Source organism: Staphylococcus casei (genome assembly GCF_030294405.1).
Lineage (GTDB): Bacteria > Bacillota > Bacilli > Staphylococcales > Staphylococcaceae > Staphylococcus > Staphylococcus succinus.
Genome location: NZ_CP125718.1, coordinates 1016926 through 1038530 on the forward strand (window position 1 = coordinate 1016926; position 21605 = coordinate 1038530).

General features: G+C 31.8%; 24 protein-coding genes. 18 read left to right on the forward strand and 6 right to left on the reverse strand.

All coding sequences use genetic code 11. From position 1 onward, the window contains the following. Window positions 1-73: 73 nt before the first annotated feature. Window positions 74-1060 carry an FUSC family protein gene (locus tag QMO72_RS04745; RefSeq protein ID WP_046837886.1) on the reverse strand — a complete coding sequence of 329 codons (987 nt, stop codon included), beginning with the start codon at window positions 1058-1060 and terminating at the stop codon, window positions 74-76. A 174-nt stretch (window positions 1061-1234) separates the two neighbouring features. Here QMO72_RS04745 and map point away from each other — a divergent pair, with 174 nt between their 5' ends. From map to vraR, 5 genes are all read left to right on the forward strand, one after another. After that, a complete protein-coding gene (map, locus tag QMO72_RS04750) occupies window positions 1235-1987 on the forward strand; it encodes a type I methionyl aminopeptidase (RefSeq protein ID WP_103267997.1) in 753 nt (250 codons plus the stop codon). 104 nt (window positions 1988-2091) lie between these two features. Continuing rightward, window positions 2092-2478, forward strand: coding sequence for a hypothetical protein (locus tag QMO72_RS04755; protein WP_069824825.1), 387 nt, complete (start codon window positions 2092-2094; stop codon window positions 2476-2478). 16 nt (window positions 2479-2494) lie between these two features. Beyond that, complete coding sequence (vraT, locus tag QMO72_RS04760; RefSeq protein WP_069824824.1) at window positions 2495-3196, forward strand: cell wall-active antibiotics response protein VraT; 702 nt, start codon at window positions 2495-2497, stop codon at window positions 3194-3196. Beyond that, on the forward strand, window positions 3193-4236 hold the full coding sequence (gene vraS, locus QMO72_RS04765) for a sensor histidine kinase VraS (protein WP_046837882.1): 1044 nt from the start codon (window positions 3193-3195) through the stop codon (window positions 4234-4236). The genes vraT and vraS overlap by 4 nt, the downstream gene beginning before the upstream one ends. Then, complete coding sequence (vraR, locus tag QMO72_RS04770; protein WP_046837881.1) at window positions 4226-4855, forward strand: response regulator transcription factor VraR; 630 nt, start codon at window positions 4226-4228, stop codon at window positions 4853-4855. Before vraS ends, vraR begins: the two co-directional genes overlap by 11 nt. Window positions 4856-5049: 194 nt before the next feature. Here the strand turns inward: vraR and QMO72_RS04775 are convergent, their stop codons facing one another. The 3 genes from QMO72_RS04775 to QMO72_RS04785 form a co-directional block, all read right to left on the reverse strand. Further along, window positions 5050-6195 (reverse strand): YihY/virulence factor BrkB family protein, encoded by a 1146-nt coding sequence (locus tag QMO72_RS04775; protein WP_103267998.1) that lies wholly within the window; start codon window positions 6193-6195, stop codon window positions 5050-5052. Between the two features lie 233 nt (window positions 6196-6428). Beyond that, window positions 6429-6713 (reverse strand): hypothetical protein, encoded by a 285-nt coding sequence (locus QMO72_RS04780; protein ID WP_046837879.1) that lies wholly within the window; start codon window positions 6711-6713, stop codon window positions 6429-6431. Beyond that, on the reverse strand, window positions 6713-7183 hold the full coding sequence (locus tag QMO72_RS04785) for a low molecular weight protein-tyrosine-phosphatase (protein ID WP_103267999.1): 471 nt from the start codon (window positions 7181-7183) through the stop codon (window positions 6713-6715). The genes QMO72_RS04780 and QMO72_RS04785 overlap by 1 nt, the downstream gene beginning before the upstream one ends. Before the next feature lie 133 nt (window positions 7184-7316). On the opposite strand from QMO72_RS04785, the gene QMO72_RS04790 reads away from it, so the two are divergent. From QMO72_RS04790 to QMO72_RS04800, 3 genes are all read left to right on the forward strand, one after another. Beyond that, entirely contained in the window at window positions 7317-7523 is a 207-nt protein-coding gene (locus tag QMO72_RS04790) for a DUF1128 family protein (RefSeq protein ID WP_256121787.1), read from the forward strand. 15 nt (window positions 7524-7538) lie between these two features. Further along, the gene (locus QMO72_RS04795) at window positions 7539-8780 is read left to right on the forward strand and encodes an aminopeptidase (RefSeq protein ID WP_103268011.1); all 1242 of its coding nucleotides are present in this window, start codon (window positions 7539-7541) and stop codon (window positions 8778-8780) included. Between the two features lie 172 nt (window positions 8781-8952). Continuing rightward, window positions 8953-9474, forward strand: a complete 522-nt coding sequence (locus QMO72_RS04800) for an acyl-CoA thioesterase (protein ID WP_073504123.1) — start codon at window positions 8953-8955, stop codon at window positions 9472-9474. Between the two features lie 48 nt (window positions 9475-9522). Here the strand turns inward: QMO72_RS04800 and yfkAB are convergent, their stop codons facing one another. Beyond that, window positions 9523-10677, reverse strand: a complete 1155-nt coding sequence (gene yfkAB / locus QMO72_RS04805) for a radical SAM/CxCxxxxC motif protein YfkAB (RefSeq protein WP_069824819.1) — start codon at window positions 10675-10677, stop codon at window positions 9523-9525. Window positions 10678-10952: 275 nt separating this feature from the next. Between yfkAB and QMO72_RS04810 the strand changes: the two genes are divergently transcribed. From QMO72_RS04810 to QMO72_RS04840, 7 genes are all read left to right on the forward strand, one after another. Beyond that, the gene (locus tag QMO72_RS04810; RefSeq protein WP_101118258.1) at window positions 10953-11123 is read left to right on the forward strand and encodes an SE1561 family protein; all 171 of its coding nucleotides are present in this window, start codon (window positions 10953-10955) and stop codon (window positions 11121-11123) included. A gap of 100 nt (window positions 11124-11223) precedes the next feature. After that, a complete protein-coding gene (locus QMO72_RS04815; RefSeq protein WP_069824818.1) occupies window positions 11224-11742 on the forward strand; it encodes a type 1 glutamine amidotransferase domain-containing protein in 519 nt (172 codons plus the stop codon). A 349-nt stretch (window positions 11743-12091) separates the two neighbouring features. Then, on the forward strand, window positions 12092-12904 hold the full coding sequence (gene sgtB / locus QMO72_RS04820; RefSeq protein ID WP_103268000.1) for a monofunctional peptidoglycan glycosyltransferase SgtB: 813 nt from the start codon (window positions 12092-12094) through the stop codon (window positions 12902-12904). A gap of 302 nt (window positions 12905-13206) precedes the next feature. Continuing rightward, the gene (recX, locus tag QMO72_RS04825) at window positions 13207-14025 is read left to right on the forward strand and encodes a recombination regulator RecX (protein WP_103268001.1); all 819 of its coding nucleotides are present in this window, start codon (window positions 13207-13209) and stop codon (window positions 14023-14025) included. Beyond that, entirely contained in the window at window positions 14003-14317 is a 315-nt protein-coding gene (locus QMO72_RS04830; protein ID WP_103268002.1) for a YfhH family protein, read from the forward strand. Before recX ends, QMO72_RS04830 begins: the two co-directional genes overlap by 23 nt. A gap of 15 nt (window positions 14318-14332) precedes the next feature. Continuing rightward, window positions 14333-15865 (forward strand): ATP-binding cassette domain-containing protein, encoded by a 1533-nt coding sequence (locus tag QMO72_RS04835; protein WP_103268003.1) that lies wholly within the window; start codon window positions 14333-14335, stop codon window positions 15863-15865. Window positions 15866-15874: 9 nt separating this feature from the next. After that, on the forward strand, window positions 15875-16735 hold the full coding sequence (locus tag QMO72_RS04840) for a sugar ABC transporter permease (RefSeq protein WP_103268004.1): 861 nt from the start codon (window positions 15875-15877) through the stop codon (window positions 16733-16735). A 127-nt stretch (window positions 16736-16862) separates the two neighbouring features. Here the strand turns inward: QMO72_RS04840 and QMO72_RS04845 are convergent, their stop codons facing one another. Continuing rightward, the gene (locus QMO72_RS04845) at window positions 16863-17840 is read right to left on the reverse strand and encodes a metal-dependent hydrolase (protein WP_103268005.1); all 978 of its coding nucleotides are present in this window, start codon (window positions 17838-17840) and stop codon (window positions 16863-16865) included. A 128-nt stretch (window positions 17841-17968) separates the two neighbouring features. Here QMO72_RS04845 and mutY point away from each other — a divergent pair, with 128 nt between their 5' ends. The 3 genes from mutY to QMO72_RS04860 all read left to right on the forward strand — a co-directional run bounded on the left by mutY (window position 17969) and on the right by QMO72_RS04860 (window position 21572). Next, window positions 17969-19015 carry an A/G-specific adenine glycosylase gene (mutY, locus tag QMO72_RS04850; RefSeq protein ID WP_103268006.1) on the forward strand — a complete coding sequence of 349 codons (1047 nt, stop codon included), beginning with the start codon at window positions 17969-17971 and terminating at the stop codon, window positions 19013-19015. Between the two features lie 67 nt (window positions 19016-19082). Further along, window positions 19083-19625 (forward strand): nucleoside tri-diphosphate phosphatase, encoded by a 543-nt coding sequence (gene ntdP / locus QMO72_RS04855; RefSeq protein ID WP_046837866.1) that lies wholly within the window; start codon window positions 19083-19085, stop codon window positions 19623-19625. 210 nt (window positions 19626-19835) lie between these two features. Then, window positions 19836-21572 (forward strand): ABC transporter ATP-binding protein, encoded by a 1737-nt coding sequence (locus tag QMO72_RS04860; RefSeq protein WP_103268007.1) that lies wholly within the window; start codon window positions 19836-19838, stop codon window positions 21570-21572. Window positions 21573-21605: the final 33 nt, after the last annotated feature.

Consider the following 21605-nt stretch of genomic DNA (forward strand, 5'->3'; position numbering starts at 1 on the left):
GATATTAAAATTAAAAGAGGCAACACACCTATCGCGTGTGTTGCCTCTTTTTCAAATCATTCAAGAAAATGTGTTAAGCGAAACGATGATCTAATATACGATAGATTAATAAAATTTCATAAATGACATGACTTTTTAATTGATTTTCATCAAATTCGTCTAACCCTTTCACTGAAGTTTTAAGTAATGATGCAGATTGTTGATAACGTTCAAAATGACCAGTTGTATAGATTTGGTTAATACTTTGGGCAATGTTTAATATAGCCATGCGTTCCTCGCAACTAAATATAATTTGAGTATCTTTAGGCAAATAAACTAAGTTGGATAAATGTGTTATAAACAACCTATTTGTATGTGAACGCGTGGTTAACTCCCGAAGACGGATCCATTCAGAGTCTCGATGTTTATGATAGCTCAATTCATCTCGTTGATAGGAGAGTAAGGTTTCTATTTTTTGATTTAAATCTAACAACTCATTGAGCTGGCGATATGGGACGCCGTTTGTGAATTTTCCTAATAATAATTGGCGCATTCTTTCGTAGAATAAGGCATACATTTTAGATTCAGTATCACTGATAGATGTTTCGAGTTGGTCATAGTATTTTGGTGGTAATATAATAAAGTTAACTAATCCAGCAGTGACCAAACCGATGATAGCAGTCAATAATCTTGAAAAGAAATTAAAGAAATAAGCTTCATGAATACCTGGAATCATAGCCATAGCTGTTAATGTTGCAACAGTAGTACCAACATGAAGGTTTAACTTTGTACATAAGATGATTGTGAATGTAGCACTTAAAGCGTAAGTGAATGGAGAATGATCTCCTAATATAAATGTGAAAACTACAGAGAACAAAGCACCTATAACCGTTGCAGGTAAACGTTTATAGCCCTTTTTTAAAGAGGCTTTTGCGGTTGGTTCTATGGTAACTATAGCTGTTAAAATAGCAAATATTGGATTTAAATTTAATGCTAAACAGATAAAAGCAGTTAAAAAGGTAGCTAACCCTGTTTTGAGTGTACGTGCACCAATGATTCTTTTATACCAATTATCATTCATTGAAAAACTCCCAGTATTCTATGTAGCTAAGCATTTTTACTTATTGTAAAAGTGTTGATGTCATTATACAAGCAAAATGTTAAACTATACATGTTCAAATTTTCTCATTTATTATATCAAAAAAAGTCTGCTATAATAAGGAAGAATATAATTTACTAAAAGGAACGGGATAATATGATTGTAAAAACAGAAGAAGAATTAATCGCACTAAAAGATATTGGTTACATTTGTGCTTTAGTAAGAGATAAAATGCAAGCAGCTACAAAACCAGGTATTACAACAAAAGAGTTAGATGATATTGCAAAAGCGTTATTTGAAGAACATGGCGCAATCTCAGCACCGATTCATGATGAAAACTTTCCAGGACAAACATGTATTAGTGTAAATGAAGAAGTGGCACATGGCATACCAGGAAAACGTACGATACGTGATGGAGACTTAGTAAACATCGATGTTTCAGCTTTGAAAAACGGCTATTATGCAGATACTGGGATTTCATTTGTAGTAGGTGAATCAGCACATCCATTAAAACAAAAAGTCTGTGATGTTGCTTTAGAAGCCTTTGAAGCAGCAATGACAAAAGTTAAACCTGGTGCAAAATTAAGCCAAATTGGTAAAGCGGTTCATGCAACAGCGCGTAAAAACGATTTAACAGTAATTAAAAATTTAACTGGCCATGGTGTAGGTCAATCATTACATGAAGCACCTAGCCATGTCATGAACTATTATGATCCTAAAGATAAAACTTTATTAAAAGAAGGAACAGTGATTGCTGTTGAACCGTTTATTTCTACAAAAGCAACTTTTGTTACTGAAGGTAAGAATGAATGGGCATTTGAGACAAAAGATAAAAGTTTTGTAGCACAAATTGAACATACGGTCATTGTGACAAAAGATGGTCCAGTGTTAACTACAAAAATAGATTAGCTTGTGTTTCGGTCTAAAGTCGTAATATAAGATGGTTCCGGAGCCTATATCAATGGCTCCGGAAATTTTTTATAATAGAGTTTAATCGATGATGAGGTGATTCTATGAATTATATTACGACATATTTAGAGAAGATGACGAAACACACATTTCATAACAGTTTGGTAGAATATCAAAAGTTGCTTGATAAAAAATTAAGAAGCGTTGAAATGTACATCAAATACTTATTAGAACGAAAAGCTTATGTGGAAGAATTAATAGATAATTTAACATTAGTCTTAGAAAATAAATATATTGATATGTTAGAAGAACATCATATTTATTATGCGCAAGAAATTGAGAATTCAGAGATAGAAAATATAAAAAAAGAACTAAATGAAATCGAAGCGGAATACGCGCGAATGGAATCCAGTTTATCACAGCAAGTAGCAGAAAGAGCACATATTGAAACAGAATGTGATATAATCGCGCAAATGAGTTTAGTCGCTTGAAGAAAGGTGGCGAAATATGACACATAAATATATATCGACTGAGATGTTAATTATCTTTACAGCATTAATGATTATTGCCAATTTTTATTACATATTTTTTGAAAAAATTGGCTTTTTACTTGTGTTATTACTTGGTTGTATTTTAGTTTATGTAGGTTACCTATATTTTCATAAAGTACGTGGATTATTATCATTTTGGATTGGGGCCTTATTGATAGCATTCACACTTTTATCAAATAAATACACAATTATCATCTTGTTTATATTTTTACTCGTGTTAATAATAAGATATATTATTTATAAATTTAAGCCATTAAAAGTCATAGCTACAGAAGAAGACATAGAGTCACCAGAATTTATTAAGCAAAAGTGGTTCGGCGAACAAAGAACACCGGTCTATGTTTATAAATGGGAAGATTTGCAAGTACAACATGGTGTAGGCGATATTCATATAGATATGTCTAAAGCAGCCAATATTAAAGAAAATAATACAATTGTAGTTCGCCATATTTTAGGCAAAGTTCAGATTATCGTACCATTGAATTACAACATTAATTTACATTTTACAACGTTGTATGGGAACGCATATATTAATGAAAATGCATATAGAGTGGAAAATAATAACATTAAAGTTGTTGAAGAGACTAAAGTTGAAAATTATGCAGTAAATATTTATGTTTCAACTTTCTTAGGTGATGTTGAGGTGATTTATAAATGAATCACTACTTAAGGGCAATAGGATCCATGTTAATTTTAGTCTATAGTACATTTTTCGCGATATTCTTTATTGATAAAGTCTTTGTAAACATCATGTACTTTCAAGGTATGTTTTATACACAAATATTTGGAATACCAGTTTTACTATTTTTAAATTTATTGGTTATATTGCTCTGTATTATAGTAGGATCAGTATTAGCATATAAAATTAATCAACAGAACCATTGGTTACAAGAACAAATTGAACGTTCTATAGAAGGTCAAACTGTAGGGATTAATGATCAAAATATAGAGTTGTATAATGAAACGATAGAATTATATCAAACACTTGTACCTTTAAATCAAGAAGTGCACAAATTAAGAATGAAAACACAAAATTTAACGAATGAATCTTATAATATTAATGATGTAAAAGTTAAAAAGATTATAGAAGATGAACGACAAAGACTAGCACGTGAATTACATGATTCTGTAAGCCAACAATTATTTGCCGCAAGTATGATGCTTTCTGCTATCAAAGAATCCCAATTAGAAGCACCTTTGGATCAACAAATCCCAGTACTTGAAAAGATGATACAAGACTCTCAATTAGAGATGAGAGCACTACTATTACACTTAAGACCACTGGGCTTAAAAGATAAATCGTTAGGTGAAGGGATTAAAGATTTAGTTGTAGACCTCCAGAAAAAAGTGCCAATGAAAGTTGTCCATGATATCGAAGAGTTTAAAGTACCAAAGGGTATTGAAGATCATTTATTTAGAATCACACAAGAAGCAATTTCCAATACTTTGAGACATTCTAAGGGCACTAAGGTTACGATTGAATTGTTTAATAGAACAGATTATTTACTATTGCGTATACAAGATAATGGTAAAGGATTTAATGTAGATGAGAAGGCTGAACAAAGTTATGGGTTGAAAAATATGAGAGAACGCGCATTGGAAATTGGCGCTACATATCATATTGTATCTTTACCAGACTCAGGAACAAGAATAGAAGTTAAGGCACCATTAAATAAGGAGGATTCATATGCCGATTAAAGTTTTATTTGTTGATGATCATGAAATGGTACGAATAGGTATTTCTAGTTATTTATCAACACAACCAGATATTGATGTTGTAGGAGAAGGTAAGTCAGGGAATGAAGCGATAGAAAAAGCACATCAACTTAATCCAGATTTAATCCTCATGGACTTACTTATGGATGATATGGATGGTGTAGAAGCTACAGAACTTATCAAAAAAGATTTACCTCATATTAAAGTGGTCATGTTAACAAGTTACATTGAGGATAATGAAGTATACCGCGCCTTAGATTCAGGTGTAGACAGTTATATTTTAAAAACTACAAGCGCAAGTGATATTGCTGAAGCAATACGTAAGACATATAATGATGAGTCTGTATTTGAAGCAGAAGTATTAGTGAAAATGAGAAATAGAATGAAACAACGTGCCGAGTTATATGAAATGCTTACAGAACGTGAGATGGAAATTTTATTACTTATTGCTAAAGGATACTCGAATCAAGAAATAGCTAGTGCTTCACACATTACAATCAAAACCGTCAAGACCCATGTAAGTAATATATTAAGTAAATTGGAAGTACAAGATAGAACACAAGCAGTTATTTATGCGTTCCAACATAATTTAATACAATAGAAGCGTACGCATTTAAGAATTATCAGAAGTTGAGGTACAAATGCAAAAGTGTTGTTGCATTTGTACCTCAACTTTTTTAATTTATACATAGATATACAAACTATCATAGTTTAAAAATCAAATACATGATTCAGAATTGTGTTGAAAAACAAACAACCAAACGTAATAAACTACGTTTGGTTGTATTATAATAACTAGTTATGTCGATGATTTGATTCAATGATGTCATCTGAGACATTGTCTGAATCAGTTTCAATTGAATTTGATTGTTGATTTAAATGATTTGCTTCTATATTAGCAAGCTTTTTTTCTTCAGGTGTTTGGCCTGAAACTATTTTTCTTTGATGTATAATCGCATTGATTTCTGCACCAATGATGATGATGAAACCAGTGATATATAGCCATAACATTAAAATAATGATACCTGCGATACTACCATATGTTTTAGAGTAGTTAGCAAAATTTGAAATATATATACCAAATAAGTATGAACCTACTAAGAATACTACAGTAGCAAAAATAGAACCCGGAATAACAGACATCATTTTAATTTTGACATTCGGTGCAAGTGTATATAAGACCATAAAGGCAACAAAGACTACAATCAATGGCAAGATTACACGAATGATATTAAAAACCCATTTGACTTGATCGCCTAATCCAATAGGTCCAAATAATAATGAACTAATTTGTTCACCGAAAGTTGGTAAGATAAGTGCTAAAGGTAACACAACAATCAAGGCAAGTGTAAATAATACGCTTAATAATTTAGAAACAATAAAGTTTCTGCTATCTTCTACGTCATAAGCAACATTGAATGAATTCATCAAGGCAGTCATACCATTAGAAGCTGACCATAGTGCTACAATCAAACCAATAGATAGTAAGCCACCACTTGCATTATCCATAATATCGCCAATAATACTTGATACTTGAGGTGCGTAGTCAGGCGGTACATGTTCTTTAATCATATCTCTTATTGTAGATTGCTTCACACCTACAACCGGGACGATAGATAATAAAAATAATAGCATCGGGAATAAAGACAACATGAAATAATAAGAGAGTTGTGCTGATAAGCCTGATGCATCATCTTTTCCTATTCTATAAACGAGATAAGAGAAAAAATTTGAATCCTTTGTATATTTTGCTGGTTTATTAATTCGTGATACGAAGAAAGCCTGATTACTTTTCTTGGGTGATTTTGATTTAAATTCATCAGGTGTAATGTATGTACGATCTCGTTCAATCTGTTCTTTTTTTGCTTGATTAGCCTTTTTTTCTTCCTCTTCTTTGACGTCATTTAAAAATTCAGAGGTTGTACGCTTCTTTTTAGACATATCAAATCTCCTTATGTATCTTTATTTTCAATATATATTTTAATATACTTTAAAAAATGAAGAAGGTAAATATGTGTTGCTATATTATTTGCAAAAAAGCAAGTTGAAACATTGAAAAATATTGTGCGTTATATAAATAGACAATACCTAGTAACAAATGATTAGGTATTGTCTATAAAAAATATTAAATTAACGCCAAAACTTAAATTAACGTCAAAATTTAATATGCAATTTTATCCGTTGAGACGGTTGTTTTTGCGTTCAACAAATGTGTCTTTGGCATCTTTTAAAGAACGTTCTAACTCTGGATTATTGCGTCTAATTTCTTCGACTGCATCTTTCCAATATAAGACTTCATCCTTAATGTTTTTAATTGCTGAAGGTTTTTGAGAACGATTGCCTTCTTTTTTATCTTTAATTGATTGTTTTAATGATTGGCGTGTTGATTTATCAGCTAATGTGATAGAACCTCCAATCACAGCACCTAATAAAATTCCTGGAATTAATTTGTTTTGCATTATGCTTTACCCCTCTCTAAATTTGAATCTTTAACTATAAAATCAATTAAATTATCACAAGATGATTGTACCATTTTATATACGCCTTCGAAATTATTTGTATAGTATGGATCAGGCACATCAGTTTCCTCCATATCACTAAAGTCCAATAGTTTATATAATTGTCCTTTAATGTTAGGATTAATCTGTTTAATATTCTCTACATTACTTTGGTCCATAGCAATGATATAATCAAAATCATCATCATCAGTAAATAATTCACTAATCATGCCATCGAATGTTATATCATGTCTATTGAGAATATCTTGTGTACCCTCGTGAGGTGGTTGACCTAAGTTCCATTTACCAGTACCTCGAGAGGCAACCTGTACATTTGTGATGTTTTTGTCAAGCAATCTTTGTCGCATAATAGCTTCGGCCATCGGAGAGCGACATATATTACCTAAACAAACGAATGCTACTGTAATCATTTGTGTACCTCCAAATTATATAATCCTAGTTCCCATTTTAAAGCTTTTTTAATCATTTCTAAAGCATTATTATCGGAAAAGTTTTACAAGGTACACATATTTGATAAAATAAATTGAAAAAGAGGTGAATATAGTGACGGCTAATAATAATGAAGAAATGATTGAAGAGATTAGACAACGATTGAATCTTGTGAATCAAAGTTTAATTAACCCAGAAAAATATAAAAGTGCTGATGAACAGGAAGTACGAGAGATTTATGAATACGTAACATCTAAAGCATCATTTACACCGAGTGAAGCATCTGCAATCGCGGATGCACTAGGGCAAATTCGTAAATAAGAGGAGTGTATGGCTATGACTCAATTAGAAAATAAATTACAACAATATGCCGAATTATTAGTCGGTGTAGGAATGAATGTACAAAAAGGTCAACCTGTGTTTATTCGCTCAAGTGTCGAAGCTATTGAACTGACGCATTACATAGTAGAAGCAGCATATAAACGAGGGGCTTCTGACGTAAAAGTGGAATACAGTGATGACCGTCTATCACGATTGAAATTTGAATATGAATCAGTAGAGCATTTCGAAAATAACGAAGTGAAATCATATGAAGTGGAGAAACGCATGGACTATGTCAAGAGAGGGGCTGCGAATTTAGCATTGATTACGCAAGACCCAGACTTATTAAATGGTATTGATCGTGATAAATTAGCAACTTTCCAAAGACAATATTCTACTGCATATAAAAGCTATATGGAAGCAAGTCAAAAGAATCAATTTCCTTGGTGTGTAGCAGCGTTCCCATCTAAAGCATGGGCTGCGCGTGTGTACCCAGACTTGTCTGTTGATGAAGCTTATAGCAAATTTGTAAATGAAGTATTAGACATTGTACGTGTAGACGGCAACGATCCTGTAGAAAATTGGCAAGCACATGTAGCGGATTTAAGTAAACATGCACAGAGATTACAAGAAAAAAATTACAAAGCATTGCACTATATTTCAGAAGGTACAGATTTAGTAATTGGTCTCCCTGAAGGTCATATTTGGGAAGACGCTACAAGTTATACCAGTGCAGGTCAAAGTTTTGTAGCTAATATCCCTACTGAAGAAGTATTTACAGCACCACATCGTTTGGACGTAAATGGTTATGTTACGAATAAACTCCCTTTAAGTCATAATGGTAATATCATAGATGGCTTTACATTAACGTTTGAAAATGGTGAGGTCGTAGATTATAAAGCGGAAAAAGGTGAAGCAGTACTACGTGATTTATTAAATACAGACGAAGGTGCTAAACGATTAGGAGAAGTTGCACTTGTACCAGATGATTCTCCAATATCTAATCGTAATACGATCTTTTACAATACATTGTTTGATGAAAATGCATCGTGTCATATTGCATTGGGATCAGCATATGGTTTTAATATAGAAGGTGGTACAGAAATGACTACTGAAGAAAAGCTTGCTCATGGCTTAAATGACTCCCTCATACATGTTGACTTTATGATTGGAAGTGCTGATTTAACGATTTATGGTATTACACAAGAGGGTGACAAAGAACTTGTTTTTGAACAAGGCAACTGGGCGAAAAAATAGCAGTAGTGTTTATTAAATAGAGTTATGTAAGCTGCATAACTTATTAATTTAAGTATGAAATATAATGGGAAATGAAACTAGGGTTGAAGACTATTGTTGTTTGTAAATAAATGACTATTTTTCAAAATACCTTTGGAAAATGGCAGAGATGTGAAAGGGAAATGATTAAATTATGGGAAGTCCAAAAAGTAAGTCTATGTCTGAGGCTAGAAGTATTAAAACAAGACAAGTATTTCCTCAGGATACCAATCATCACCATACGATGTTCGGCGGTATGCTGATGGCAAATATAGATGAAATTTCAGCGATTACAGCGATGAAACATAGTAATGCACAAGTCGTGACAGCTTCAACAGATTCAGTAGATTTTTTAAAGCCAATCAAAACAGGAGATATTGTGTCCTACGAAGCAATGGTTTCATACGCAGGTAGGTCTTCAATGGAGGTTTGTGTTCAAATTATTATTGAAGATGTATTTGAAGATGAACGACACCTAGCAGCGTTGAGCTTTTTAACTTTTGTAGCATTAGACCAAGAGGGCAAACCTAAAGAAGTACCCCAGGTTTATCCAGAAACAAAAACGGAAAAATGGTTTCATGAGACAGCACCTACCAGAGTAAAAAGAAGAAAAGAACGTAGAGATGAAAGTAAAGAAACAATTGCATTTTTATCTGAATTTCAGCATATAGAATAAAGAAAAAAGGTAAGCAAGGGATGATAGCCTTGCTTACCTTTTTTATATTTACGACATCTGATATATATTATGCATACGTTGTTCATTTGATTTGAAATCTGTATTTTGATAATACATATTTTTAACTAACACGTTTGGACCTAAACAACTAAATTCTGAACAGTGACAATTTAAAGACTGAGCTAATGGAGAACTTAACCATTGACTGAATACATCAGGTAATTTGTCATTTTTTATATTTGAAATTGTACCATTTTCATCTCCAAAATCAGTGACAATAACATTTCCAGTAAAGACATTTACATTAAGCCTATTTCGACCATCTGGATCATTTCGCATCGAAACGTTATTTGTACTTCTTAATCGTTGTAATAAGGCTTGATCATTTTCGTCATTGATACAAGGATATATAGGTAGCGTACCAAAGAGCATCCACGTGTTTGGGTCTCGAAAGTCTAGTAAATGATGAATTGCTTCTTTCATTTCTTTAAGTGACAATACTTCTAATTGACTTGCAAAATCTGCAGGGTACATTGGATGAATTTCATGTCTTTGACAATTCATATCAGTGACGATTTCTTGATGTATTTTCTTAAGGTATGGTACTGTACTTTGATTAAGCATAGTTTCTGCTGAGACAAACATCCCTTGCTCTGAAAGCGTTCTAGAGTTTGTGATCATTTGATCATATAATTTTAATTTTGCTTTTAAAGGTGGTTGTTTTTCCATAGCACCAAAGCCAACATCGGTAAATGATTCAATTGTTCCCCAATTGTGAGATATATGCATGACATCAATATATTCAGCGATATCTAAATATCTATCTAACGGTAATGTCAGATTAGAATTCATTTGCACATAAATACCACGATCATATGCGTATTTTAGAAGTGGTTTCACTACATTTTTAATAGATTTTTTAGAAAACATAGGTTCTCCACCAGTAATAGACATCGTAGTAAGATGAGGGATTTCATCCAAACGTCGGTAAATGAGATCCATTGGTAGCGGATCGGGGTCAGCAGTTTGAAGCGTGTAACCTACTGCACAATGACTACAACGCATATTACATAAGTTTGTAGTAGTGAATTCAATATTGCTTAATGTCAAACCATTATGTGATTGCATATCATTGTAAGCTTCCCACGGGTCATTGGCCATAGAGATAGGTTTTTTTATATTTGAAGTGTTCGTTTTTAACATAATTTAAAACTTCCTTTTTATTAGCTTTTACCATTCTAATATTTTTTTCAATAATTTAATATAGTAAATGATGCATTCACACAAAAATTTTACCGATATTTATTTGAAATGACACTTGTTCTATAGTTTTTAAAAATATAATAACGACAGTATGTGCGACATTCATAAATGCATAACATATTATTTTCGACTATAAATATTATTAAGACTTTACCAAATTTTGTCAAATCCATGTTAGGATAATGATATCTTATAAAAAGGAGTTTCTTTTAAAAATGAATGAAAACCAAACGATTGATCAAATCAAAGAAAGATTAGAAAAATTTATCGATGATATCGATCATGTGAATCCAAACGAAGTGAAAGTTGAAGACATTGATGAGTGGATTGGATTATTAGATCAATTAGAAGAAAAAGTTAAAACAGTATCCAAAACTTCGGAGTAATTTCAGCTCTTTATTGTAGAAAATTTTAAATAGAATGTTTAAATTGCTGTATTTTCGTTTATATAACATGTAGAACTTAAATAGAGAAAGGTGATTATACATGGCTAAAAAAGTAGCAATCATAGTAACTGATGAATTTGAAGATAGTGAGTTAACAAGCCCTAAAGAAGCAATTGAAGAAGCGGGACATGAAACAGTTATTATTGGTGACGAAGCGAATAGTGAAGTGGTTGGCAAACATGGTGCAAAAGCGACTGTTGATGTAAGTATTGCCGATGCACAACCTGAAGATTATGACGGATTATTAATCCCTGGTGGCTTCTCTCCAGACCATTTACGTGGTGATTCAGAAGGTAGATATGGCACATTCGCTAAATACTTCACTAAAAATGATGTTCCAACATTTGCCATATGCCATGGACCACAAATTTTAATAGATACAGATGATTTAAATGGACGTACTTTAACTGCAGTGTTAAACGTGCGCAAAGATTTATCTAATGCAGGCGCACAAGTTGTAGATGAATCAGTAGTAGTTGATAATAATATCGTGACTAGCCGTACGCCTGATGATTTAGATGATTTTAATAGAGAAATTGTTAATCAATTAAATGATTAATTTGTGTGTCATACTGTATCATATATAGCGCTAAGTTTTGCTTGTTATATGTTAATACACAGCATGATTAGGACCCTCTTAAGCTTGATTTCAAAATTAAGCTTAAGAGGGTCAATTTATGTGATAAAAAGTTTGTAATTCTCAATTACTAATAAGTTTAAAAAATAAGATATACTATATTTATACATAAGCTACGTTGCATGAAATTATTTAAATCTTCAGTATAAAACTTCGTGTTGATGCTATCATACACCCTTGGACTGATTTTTACATTTTGCTATAGATAAACATTTAAACTATTGTTAAACTCACTTATAATGATATGAGAGCAAGATAAAGGAGCTATGGCATGAAAAGAAGCGATCGTTATAAGCAACACACAAAACAAACAAGAGAAAAAAAGCCAAATATGCCACAACATAATACTTACTTCCAACCAGTGGGTAAACCACCAAAAAGAAAAAAGGGTAAAGGTATATTTTTAAAATTATTAATACCTATTGTTATTGTATTGGCTATTTTTATAGGTGCAATGTATGCTTTGTCTTTAAGAGCTAATGTAGATGATTTGAAATCAATTGAAGATAAAGACACATTTGTTTCTGTATCAAATATGCCTGACTATACCAAAGGCGCATTTATTGCTATGGAAGATGAAAGATACTATAAGCACCATGGTTTTGATATTAAAGGTACATCAAGGGCACTGTTTTCAACTTTAAGCGATAAAAGTGTTCAAGGTGGAAGCACATTAACACAACAAGTTGTTAAAAATTATTATTATGATAATGAACAATCATTTACAAGGAAAGTCAAAGAGTTGTTCGTTGCACACCGAGTAGAAAAGACATATGACAAAAATGAAATACTTAGTTTTTATGTCAATAACATTTATTTTGGAAGTAATCAATACACTGTTGAAGGGGCAGCCAATCATTATTTTGGAACCACTACAGATAAAAACAATACAAATTTACCACAGATTACAGTACTTCAAAGTGCAATGCTAGCAAGTAAGGTGAACGCACCAAGCGTTTATGATATCAATGATATGTCTGATAATTATATTAATCGTGTCAAAATAGATTTGGAAAAAATGAAGCAACAAAATTACATTACAGATGTAGAATATGAAAATGCAATTCAAGAACTAGGTGTTTAATTTATACTAAGCTTAATATCATGAAGGTGATATTAAGCTTTTTTTGATGTTATAATTTATTTAGATAGTAATAAATTATAGTTATGAGTTTTAATTGTCGAAAAAATAAAGGCAACTATTACAAAGTTGTGTGGAATAAAAGTGGTATATATAAGTATATTGGAGTTTACTTTATAAGGAGCTATAAAATGGTGTGTGATATTGATGGCTTATATTTATAACAAATCTGTTTCATATAAGCTAACCACTATAATTCCATTCATTCTTCATATAAGTTATTCTAAATAAGTGGAGTGAATAAAATGCCTAAAATAACTAAAATAGAAGTGCAAAAAAAGAATAAAGAGCGTTTTAACCTATTTTTAGATGATGAATTTGAAATGGGAATAGATATTGACACTTTTGTCTATTTTAATTTGAAAAAGGATCAAATCGTTGAAGCAAAAGATATGGAAGCCATTCAGAGTTATGAACAGTATAGACAAGCTATTAATACAGCAATTCAATACCTTTCTTATAGAAAGCGTACAGATCACGAAGTTGTTCAACATCTTACGAAAAAAGAGTTTTCAGAATCAGTTATATCTAAAGTGTTAGATTATTGTCATGCACAAAAACTTATAGATCACAACGATTATGCCAATAGTTTAAAAAATACAATGATATTAACTACAGACAAAGGACCAGGCATATATAAACAAAAATTACGTGAAGCTGGTATTGAACAAGTCATTATTGATGAATATGCCGAGCTTTATGAAAAGGAGCAATCTATGGAAGATATCCTAAAAGTTGCCAATAAGATTTTAAAACAAAAAAAAGGTCCATTAGTAAAAAGAAAAGAAAAATTAACGCAGTCATTAATGCAAAAAGGTTATAGTTTTGAAAAAATCAAAGAAGTTATGGAAGACCTTGATTTTTCACAACCTGAGGAAGAATTAGACAATTTATTGCAACAAGAATTAGAGAAAGTCTATAATAAGTATTCTAGAAAGTATTCTGGAAGAAAATTAATTAATAAAACTATAGAAGGCCTTATGAGAAAAGGGTATAAATATGATAAAATTAAAGCTAAATTAGAAGAGAGTGGAATTGTTGATGGAACAGAAGAAATTGAGTGAAATGAGTGAAGCAGAACTACGCCACGAAATTCAAGGTTACAAAGAAAAAATGCGTAAAGCAGAAATGAATGGTATCTTTAACGAATATGATGTATATCAAAGCAAAGTGATAGTTGCTGAAAGTTATTTGGTGGATAGAAACAAGATTGAAATTGGTAAAATATATAAATTAAATGATGGTACAGACAGCTATTTTAAAGTTGAGCGACTGAAAGGTATCTTTGCATGGGGTTTTAGAATTAAAAGTGCCGAACCTGAAGAGGGTTTACCAGTTGCATTATTAAAATTGTAGAAGGATGAAGATAGGATGGGTAGTTCAATTATATTAAAGTTACTTAATGTAACTCATTATTATAGAAATAGAAAATCAAAAAAATGGTATCTACCATTTGGTTATGATGCAGAAGATATAGAATTGAATAATATCAACCTACATATCTATCAAGGTGAGGCTTTAGGGATCATTGGTGAACCAGAGTCATCTAAAGAACTCATCGGTCGTTTATTAAGTGGTGAAATAAAACCTGATAAAGGTAGAATCGTTAGAAAGAAAGATTTGTTTTTTGCAGATATAGAAGATAAGTTATTGCAAGTAGACACTGTGGATGACTATATAGCAAATGTTGTTACTTTGTTTCCATATAAGACTTCAGACCATAAAAATGAGCAAATTTTAAAATACGCGCATCTTCAAGATAAAGCCCAAGTGCAGATTCGTCATTTATCTGACGCTGAGTATGCTCAGTTGTTATTTACATTAGCACGTACCTCTAAAGCGACAATAGTAATACTGAATCAAGTGTTACAACACTTAGAAAATCATTATTTTGAAAAAGCAATAGCACTCTCAGACGAATACATAAATAATAATCTAACCATTGTCATGATAGATGACGATGTGCAACGAATAGCTCAGGCCAGTAACTATTTAGCGTGGATTTCACATGGACAACTTAGAATGGAAGGCTCATTGAAACAGATCTTACCTATATTTAATGATCATGAAAAGGACAGATTGTCTTTAACAAGTGATGAGGAAAAGGCGAATTTCGATGTTGATTGGAAAAAAACAAGAACGAGAGTACCGGAGTTAACCTATAATTTCAAGCGTACAGAAAGATATAATCATGTTAAGCCGCCAGTTGCGCTGGTGCGATTTTGGACATGCTTCATAGCATGTTTTGTTGGTTTAGTGCTTATGGCTTTATTGATTTTCAATGATATAGGTAAGTTAGAAATTGGACAGAATATTGATCAAGCAACGATTCAAAACCAGCATAAAAATCCTTACCAAGAAAAACTCGGATATGGCATTGTTTTAGAAGATTCGATTCATCTTGAAAACATGGATAATCATAAGAAAATCAATATAGGTAAATATGCATTTATGACTATTGTTGGTGAAAACGATAAAAACTATAAAATTACAATTGATAACAAGAATTATAAAGTAGCTAAAAATAAAATACGCTATTTTAATCCAGCTGGATTATATGAAGCGCATAGTGTGAAATCTTTAGCGCCATATATGCATAATAACTACAGTAATTATAATGAATTCTTTAATAGTCATTTGCATAAAAAACATAATAAAGTGACAGAGTCTTTAGTCCCTGAAAATGATTCGGATAATCGTTTTGTAGTTCCTATTGTTCAACAGCCTATTTCAATGCTCTTTAATGATAAGAATAAACTTGCTGGATTTACTATTCCAATCAAAGATAAAGATAAACTAAAAGATGAATTTAACATCGATAGTAAGTTTTGGATTACTAAATCAGGAGATGGCTATTTCATGGCCGATTTAAAAAATAATCAATGGATATATATCGAATTGTAGGTGTAAAGAATGATAGATAGTGTTATTAATTTTTATAAAAATATTCCATATCTTTTTAAACATGCATACCGCCGTTTGAAAACTCAATGGATGTGGTTGGCTATACCTTTTATTGCGAGTCTGTTATTAATGTTTTTGATGATGCTCATCTTTAAATTAAACGATACAGAAGAAATCAAACAAGCACGTGGTTACTTTAGATTAGCGGGTATTACGAGTTTTGCGTATATTTGGATAGCTATATATCAGAGCTATATTATTTATAAGAAAGACTACCTTATTGGGAAATTGTATAATATCAATCCACTCTTCCAAAATATTGTCATAGCAACAATTACGAGTATCACAATGTTGATATCATTAGTAATTATCATCTTTGCTACACCTGTGAATATTGAAAGCTCTATTCCATCAACTTTATATTATGCAGTCATGACATTGATATTTATTGTAGTGGTTTCAACAATTTTAGGTTTACTAACAATAAAGCATACAAAAATTAATGCGATGTATTTTGTCGCTTCATTTATTACTTTTTTCATCGTGCCAATTTTATTTATACCAAAAACGAATGAAACAATTGTGTCACATATTTTAATGTTAAACCCTGTGTTTTACCTTATACAAGGTATTACACAGTCTGTAGTATTAGGTGCACTAAGTTTGAATAATATTCCGTACCATTTGTACTATTATTTTTTTATAGCAATGTTATGTGTAGTCATTTTTGCAATGTATAGAACAATTGCGAATAAAAAGTATTTTTATGTAGACACCTCAGAAGACACGATAGTCGATAGCAACCATGCTTCAGAGCATGTGGAAGCACAAACAGAAATACCAACTAAAGAAAAAATTAATCCAGATTGAAAAAAACAAGAGACATCTTTATAAGGGATAAACGAGATTAAGCTAATAAAAACTGGAAAGTGTGTTATTAATAAACACAACTTTCCAGTTTTTATTTTTGATTTCATTTATTTAGTTATCCAAATCATTATTTAGCGAATAACTTTCTTTGTAATTTATCTTCACTAAATACCCAACCAATATAGGAATGATCTATCTCCTTATGTTCATCTAAATGTGCAATTGCCACAAATGAATAATGTCCATTTTTTAAATAGCGTAAATCGATTAATCTGATTTCTGTTGTATCATCATCTAATTTAGTTGCTTGCCAACGATAAATAGAGGAAAAATTAAGAAACGTTTTAATGTTTTTGTCATTCTCGACGTATTGCATAAGGTCATCACTAGGAAATGGATGGCGTTCTGATTTATCGCTAAATACGATATTTCTACCAAAGCTTCTGCCTACGTAATCATAAGTTTCAGTTTGTATAGCTACGCGCCACTCCATAAAACGAATGGTGGGTGCCACAAATATTTTTACTGGATTATGCTCTTGCTTAATTTGTTTTAGAGCTTGCTGTTTAATAATAGCTTGCATTCTAAAGCGAATAATATAATATACTACAAGCAGAGCAATAATAGGAAAGAATGAAAGATATGGATGTACGCCAATTAACCAAAGTACGATACCCACACACCACATTATAAATATTATGGGATCAAAGGTGTTTATTACACTGAGTTGTATCCATTTATTTGTAATGGGTCTTAATGCTTGTGTACCATAAGAGTTAAATATATCCACGAACACATGAAGGAATACTGCAAGTTGTGCCCATAACCATACATGTGTCACATCTATATTTTTAAAAAATGTAAAAATAAAGAGTGAGATTAATAAAGGCCATAATAATGTGAATGGTATAGAGTGTGTTATTCCTCTATGATTTGAAATATAAGTTGCATTGTCTTTTAATTTTAAAACTGTGTCACCATCTGGTATCAATGAGCCTACTACTAATGTGGTAGCTGTAGCTACAAATGATCCTGCCATTGCCGGATCTTGGGTAGCTAATGCTGTTAAACCGATACCCATAACAATATGTGTGCCTGTGTCCATAAGTGTTCACTCATTTCATCTCAATATTATATTAAGTACATTATAAGCTAAGATGTCACATAATAAAAATATCATACTATGTTTTAATAAAAAAAATAAAGATTTGCTAAAAGAAAGAGATGTGTAAAATGTTAAAAGAATCAAAGTTCAAAAATAATCTCGTCACATGGTTTAATCATAATCAACGGGAAATGCCGTGGAGAGAAACATCAAATCCATATTACATATGGCTAAGTGAAGTTATGTTACAACAAACACAAGTTAAAACAGTCATAGACTATTATCATCGATTTATTGGCCGTTTTCCAACAATTGCAGACTTAAGTCAAGCTCATGAAGACGAAGTACTAAAATACTGGGAAGGGTTAGGATATTATAGTAGAGCAAGAAATTTTCACACTGCAGTAAAGGAAGTACATGACAATTATAATGATCAAGTACCAAACGAACCCCAGATATTTGGTAAATTAAAAGGCGTCGGTCCTTATACACAAGCTGCAGTTATGAGTATTGCGTTTAATCACCCATTAGCAACTGTGGATGGCAATGTATTTAGAGTATGGGCTCGGTTGAATAATGATACACGTGATACAAAATTACAATCTACACGTAAAGCTTTTGAACAGGAACTACAACCGTATGTTGAAGAAGATGCGGGTACCTTTAATCAAGCAATGATGGAATTGGGTGCCTTGGTATGTACTCCCAAAACCCCACTGTGTTTATTCTGTCCAGTACAAGCACATTGTGAAGCATTCGAAAGTGGTACAGTCCATAACTTACCTGTAAAAACAACGAAAGTTAAGAAAAAGCATATTAAACAAAAGGTATACATCGTGAGCAATCAAAGCAATGAAATTTTAATTGAAAAGCGTACACAAAAATTACTTAATAATATGTGGCAATTTCCAATGTATGAAGCGGATGGAAAAGAAGACATAGTTGCCGATTTATCACAGGCAATAACATTTGAGAATACACCGATTTTTAAATTAAAGCATCAATTCACACATATTACATGGGATATAGAAGTATTCATGGCACAAGAAAAATTAAATCAAGAGACAGTTGAATTGCCCCCAAATATGGTGTGGATGGCTTTAGAAGATAAAGAGGCTTTTAATTTTCCAGTAAGTATGACTAAAATATACAAATTTATTTCGGATCATTGTTAGACTCTGTGTTGCAACCTGACTTATGTTATAATTCATAATGTGAAATTAAGAAAAGGTGGTGTGGAGCATGGTAAAAGAATCCATACCTAAAGAAGGTCAGACGATAAAGATACAAAGTTATAAACACGATGGTAATATACATCGTGTTTGGTCTGAGACTACTATACTAAAGGGTACGGATCATGTAGTCATTGGTGGTAATGATCATACACTCGTCACAGAAAGTGATAGTCGTACGTGGATTACTAGAGAACCAGCAATCGTTTATTTCCATTCTGAATATTGGTTTAATGTTATTTGTATGTTTAGAGAGGATGGCGTTTATTATTATTGCAATTTATCTTCACCATTTGTGTGTGATGAAGAAGCTTTAAAATATATCGATTACGATTTAGATATCAAAGTATATCCTAACGGTAAATATCATTTATTAGACGAAGATGAATATGAACAACATATGAAACAGATGAATTATTCACCAGATATCGATGTGATTTTGAGAAGAAATGTAGATATTTTACAACAATGGATTGAACAGAAAAAAGGTCCATTTGCTCCTGACTTCATAAAAGTTTGGCGTGAAAGATATAAAAAAATTAGAAACTATTAAGCACATTTAATGTTTTTATTTTTAATATCATTTATAGTGTTATGGGTATGAGCAGAGCAAACATGAAAAATCTATGTTTGACGCAAATAAATATCCGTAATCGCAGATGAATTGATAAACAAACTAAAATAGCGCGTTTACAGCAGCCTAGTTGGATGGTCAACATAGGCTGTTTCATTTGTAAATATATGTTGGGGAGGAATAGTTTTTATGATTCGCAGATATTTACAATTCGTATATCCATATAAATGGAGAATCATCGCCACTATTTTTGTGGGTATATTAAAATTTGGTATACCAATGTTGATACCATTATTGATAAAATTTGTTATTGACGATGTCATAAATAATGGTGCTATATCAACGGAAGAAAAATTTACGAGATTAAGTATTGCATTGGGCATTGCAGCATTTATTTTTGTAATTGTACGACCACCAATAGAATTTTTAAGACAGTACTTAGCACAGTGGACAAGCAATAAAATTTTATATGACATACGAAAAAAACTTTATGGTCATTTACAAGCACTGAGCGCAAGATTTTATGCGAATAACCAAGTGGGACAGGTTATATCGAGAGTGATTAATGATGTTGAACAAACGAAAGATTTTATATTAACAGGTTTAATGAATATTTGGCTTGATTGTATAACGATAATCATTGCATTATCAATTATGTTTTTCTTAGACGCTAAGCTGACATTAGCTGCAATCATTATATTTCCATTCTATATCTTAACTGTTTATTTCTTCTTTGGGCGTTTAAGAAAATTAACAAGAAAGAGATCTCAAGCATTAGCCGAGGTTCAAGGTTTTTTACATGAACGCGTGCAAGGGATGTCAATTATTAAAAGTTTTGCAATTGAGGATAATGAAGCAGAAAATTTTGATCGACATAACAAACATTTCTTAAATAGAGCATTTAAACATACACGCTGGAATGCTTATTCATTTTCTGCAATAAATACAGTTACAGATATAGGGCCTTTGATAGTTATTGGTTCTGGAGCGTATTTAGCGATAAATGGTTCGATTACAGTAGGGACTTTGGCTGCTTTTGTCGGGTATCTAGAACAACTTTTTGGACCTTTACGTAGATTAGTTTCTTCTTTTACCACATTAACTCAAAGTTTTGCATCTATGGACCGTGTATTCCAACTTATTGATGAAGATTATGACATTAAAAACAAAAAAGGTGCACAACCATTAGAAATTAAACAAGGTCATATTGAATTGAATAATGTGAGTTTCAAATACAATAATAATGAGTCAACAATCTTGAATAATATAAATTTAGAAGTTAATCAAGGTGAAACAGTAGCGTTTGTTGGAATGAGTGGTGGAGGTAAATCCACTTTAATTAATCTTATCCCGAGGTTTTATGATGTAACTGAAGGGGAGATTAAAATTGATGACGTTAACATTAAATCATATTTAACTGGTAGTTTAAGAAATCAAATTGGATTAGTTCAGCAAGATAATATTTTATTCTCAGATACAATTAAAGAAAATATATTATTAGGTAGACCCGATGCGACGGATGAAGAAATTATTGAAGCAGCTAAAATGGCAAATGCACATGATTTTATAATGGATTTACCAGAAGGATATGATACTGAAGTAGGAGAAAGAGGCGTCAAGTTATCTGGTGGACAAAAACAACGTGTGTCCATTGCCCGTATATTCTTGAATAATCCACCTATTATTATATTGGACGAAGCTACAAGTGCACTAGATTTAGAGAGTGAATCTATTATTCAAGAGGCGCTTAATGTGTTGAGTGAAAATCGTACCACACTTATCGTTGCACACAGATTATCTACTATTACACACGCAGATAAAATAGTAGTCATAGAAAATGGTGAAATCGTAGAGGCAGGTACACATCAAGCACTCTTAGCGAAACAAGGCGCTTATGAACATCTCTATAGTATACAAAATTTATAAATTAAGATAATGAAAAATACAGTTAATGTTAGT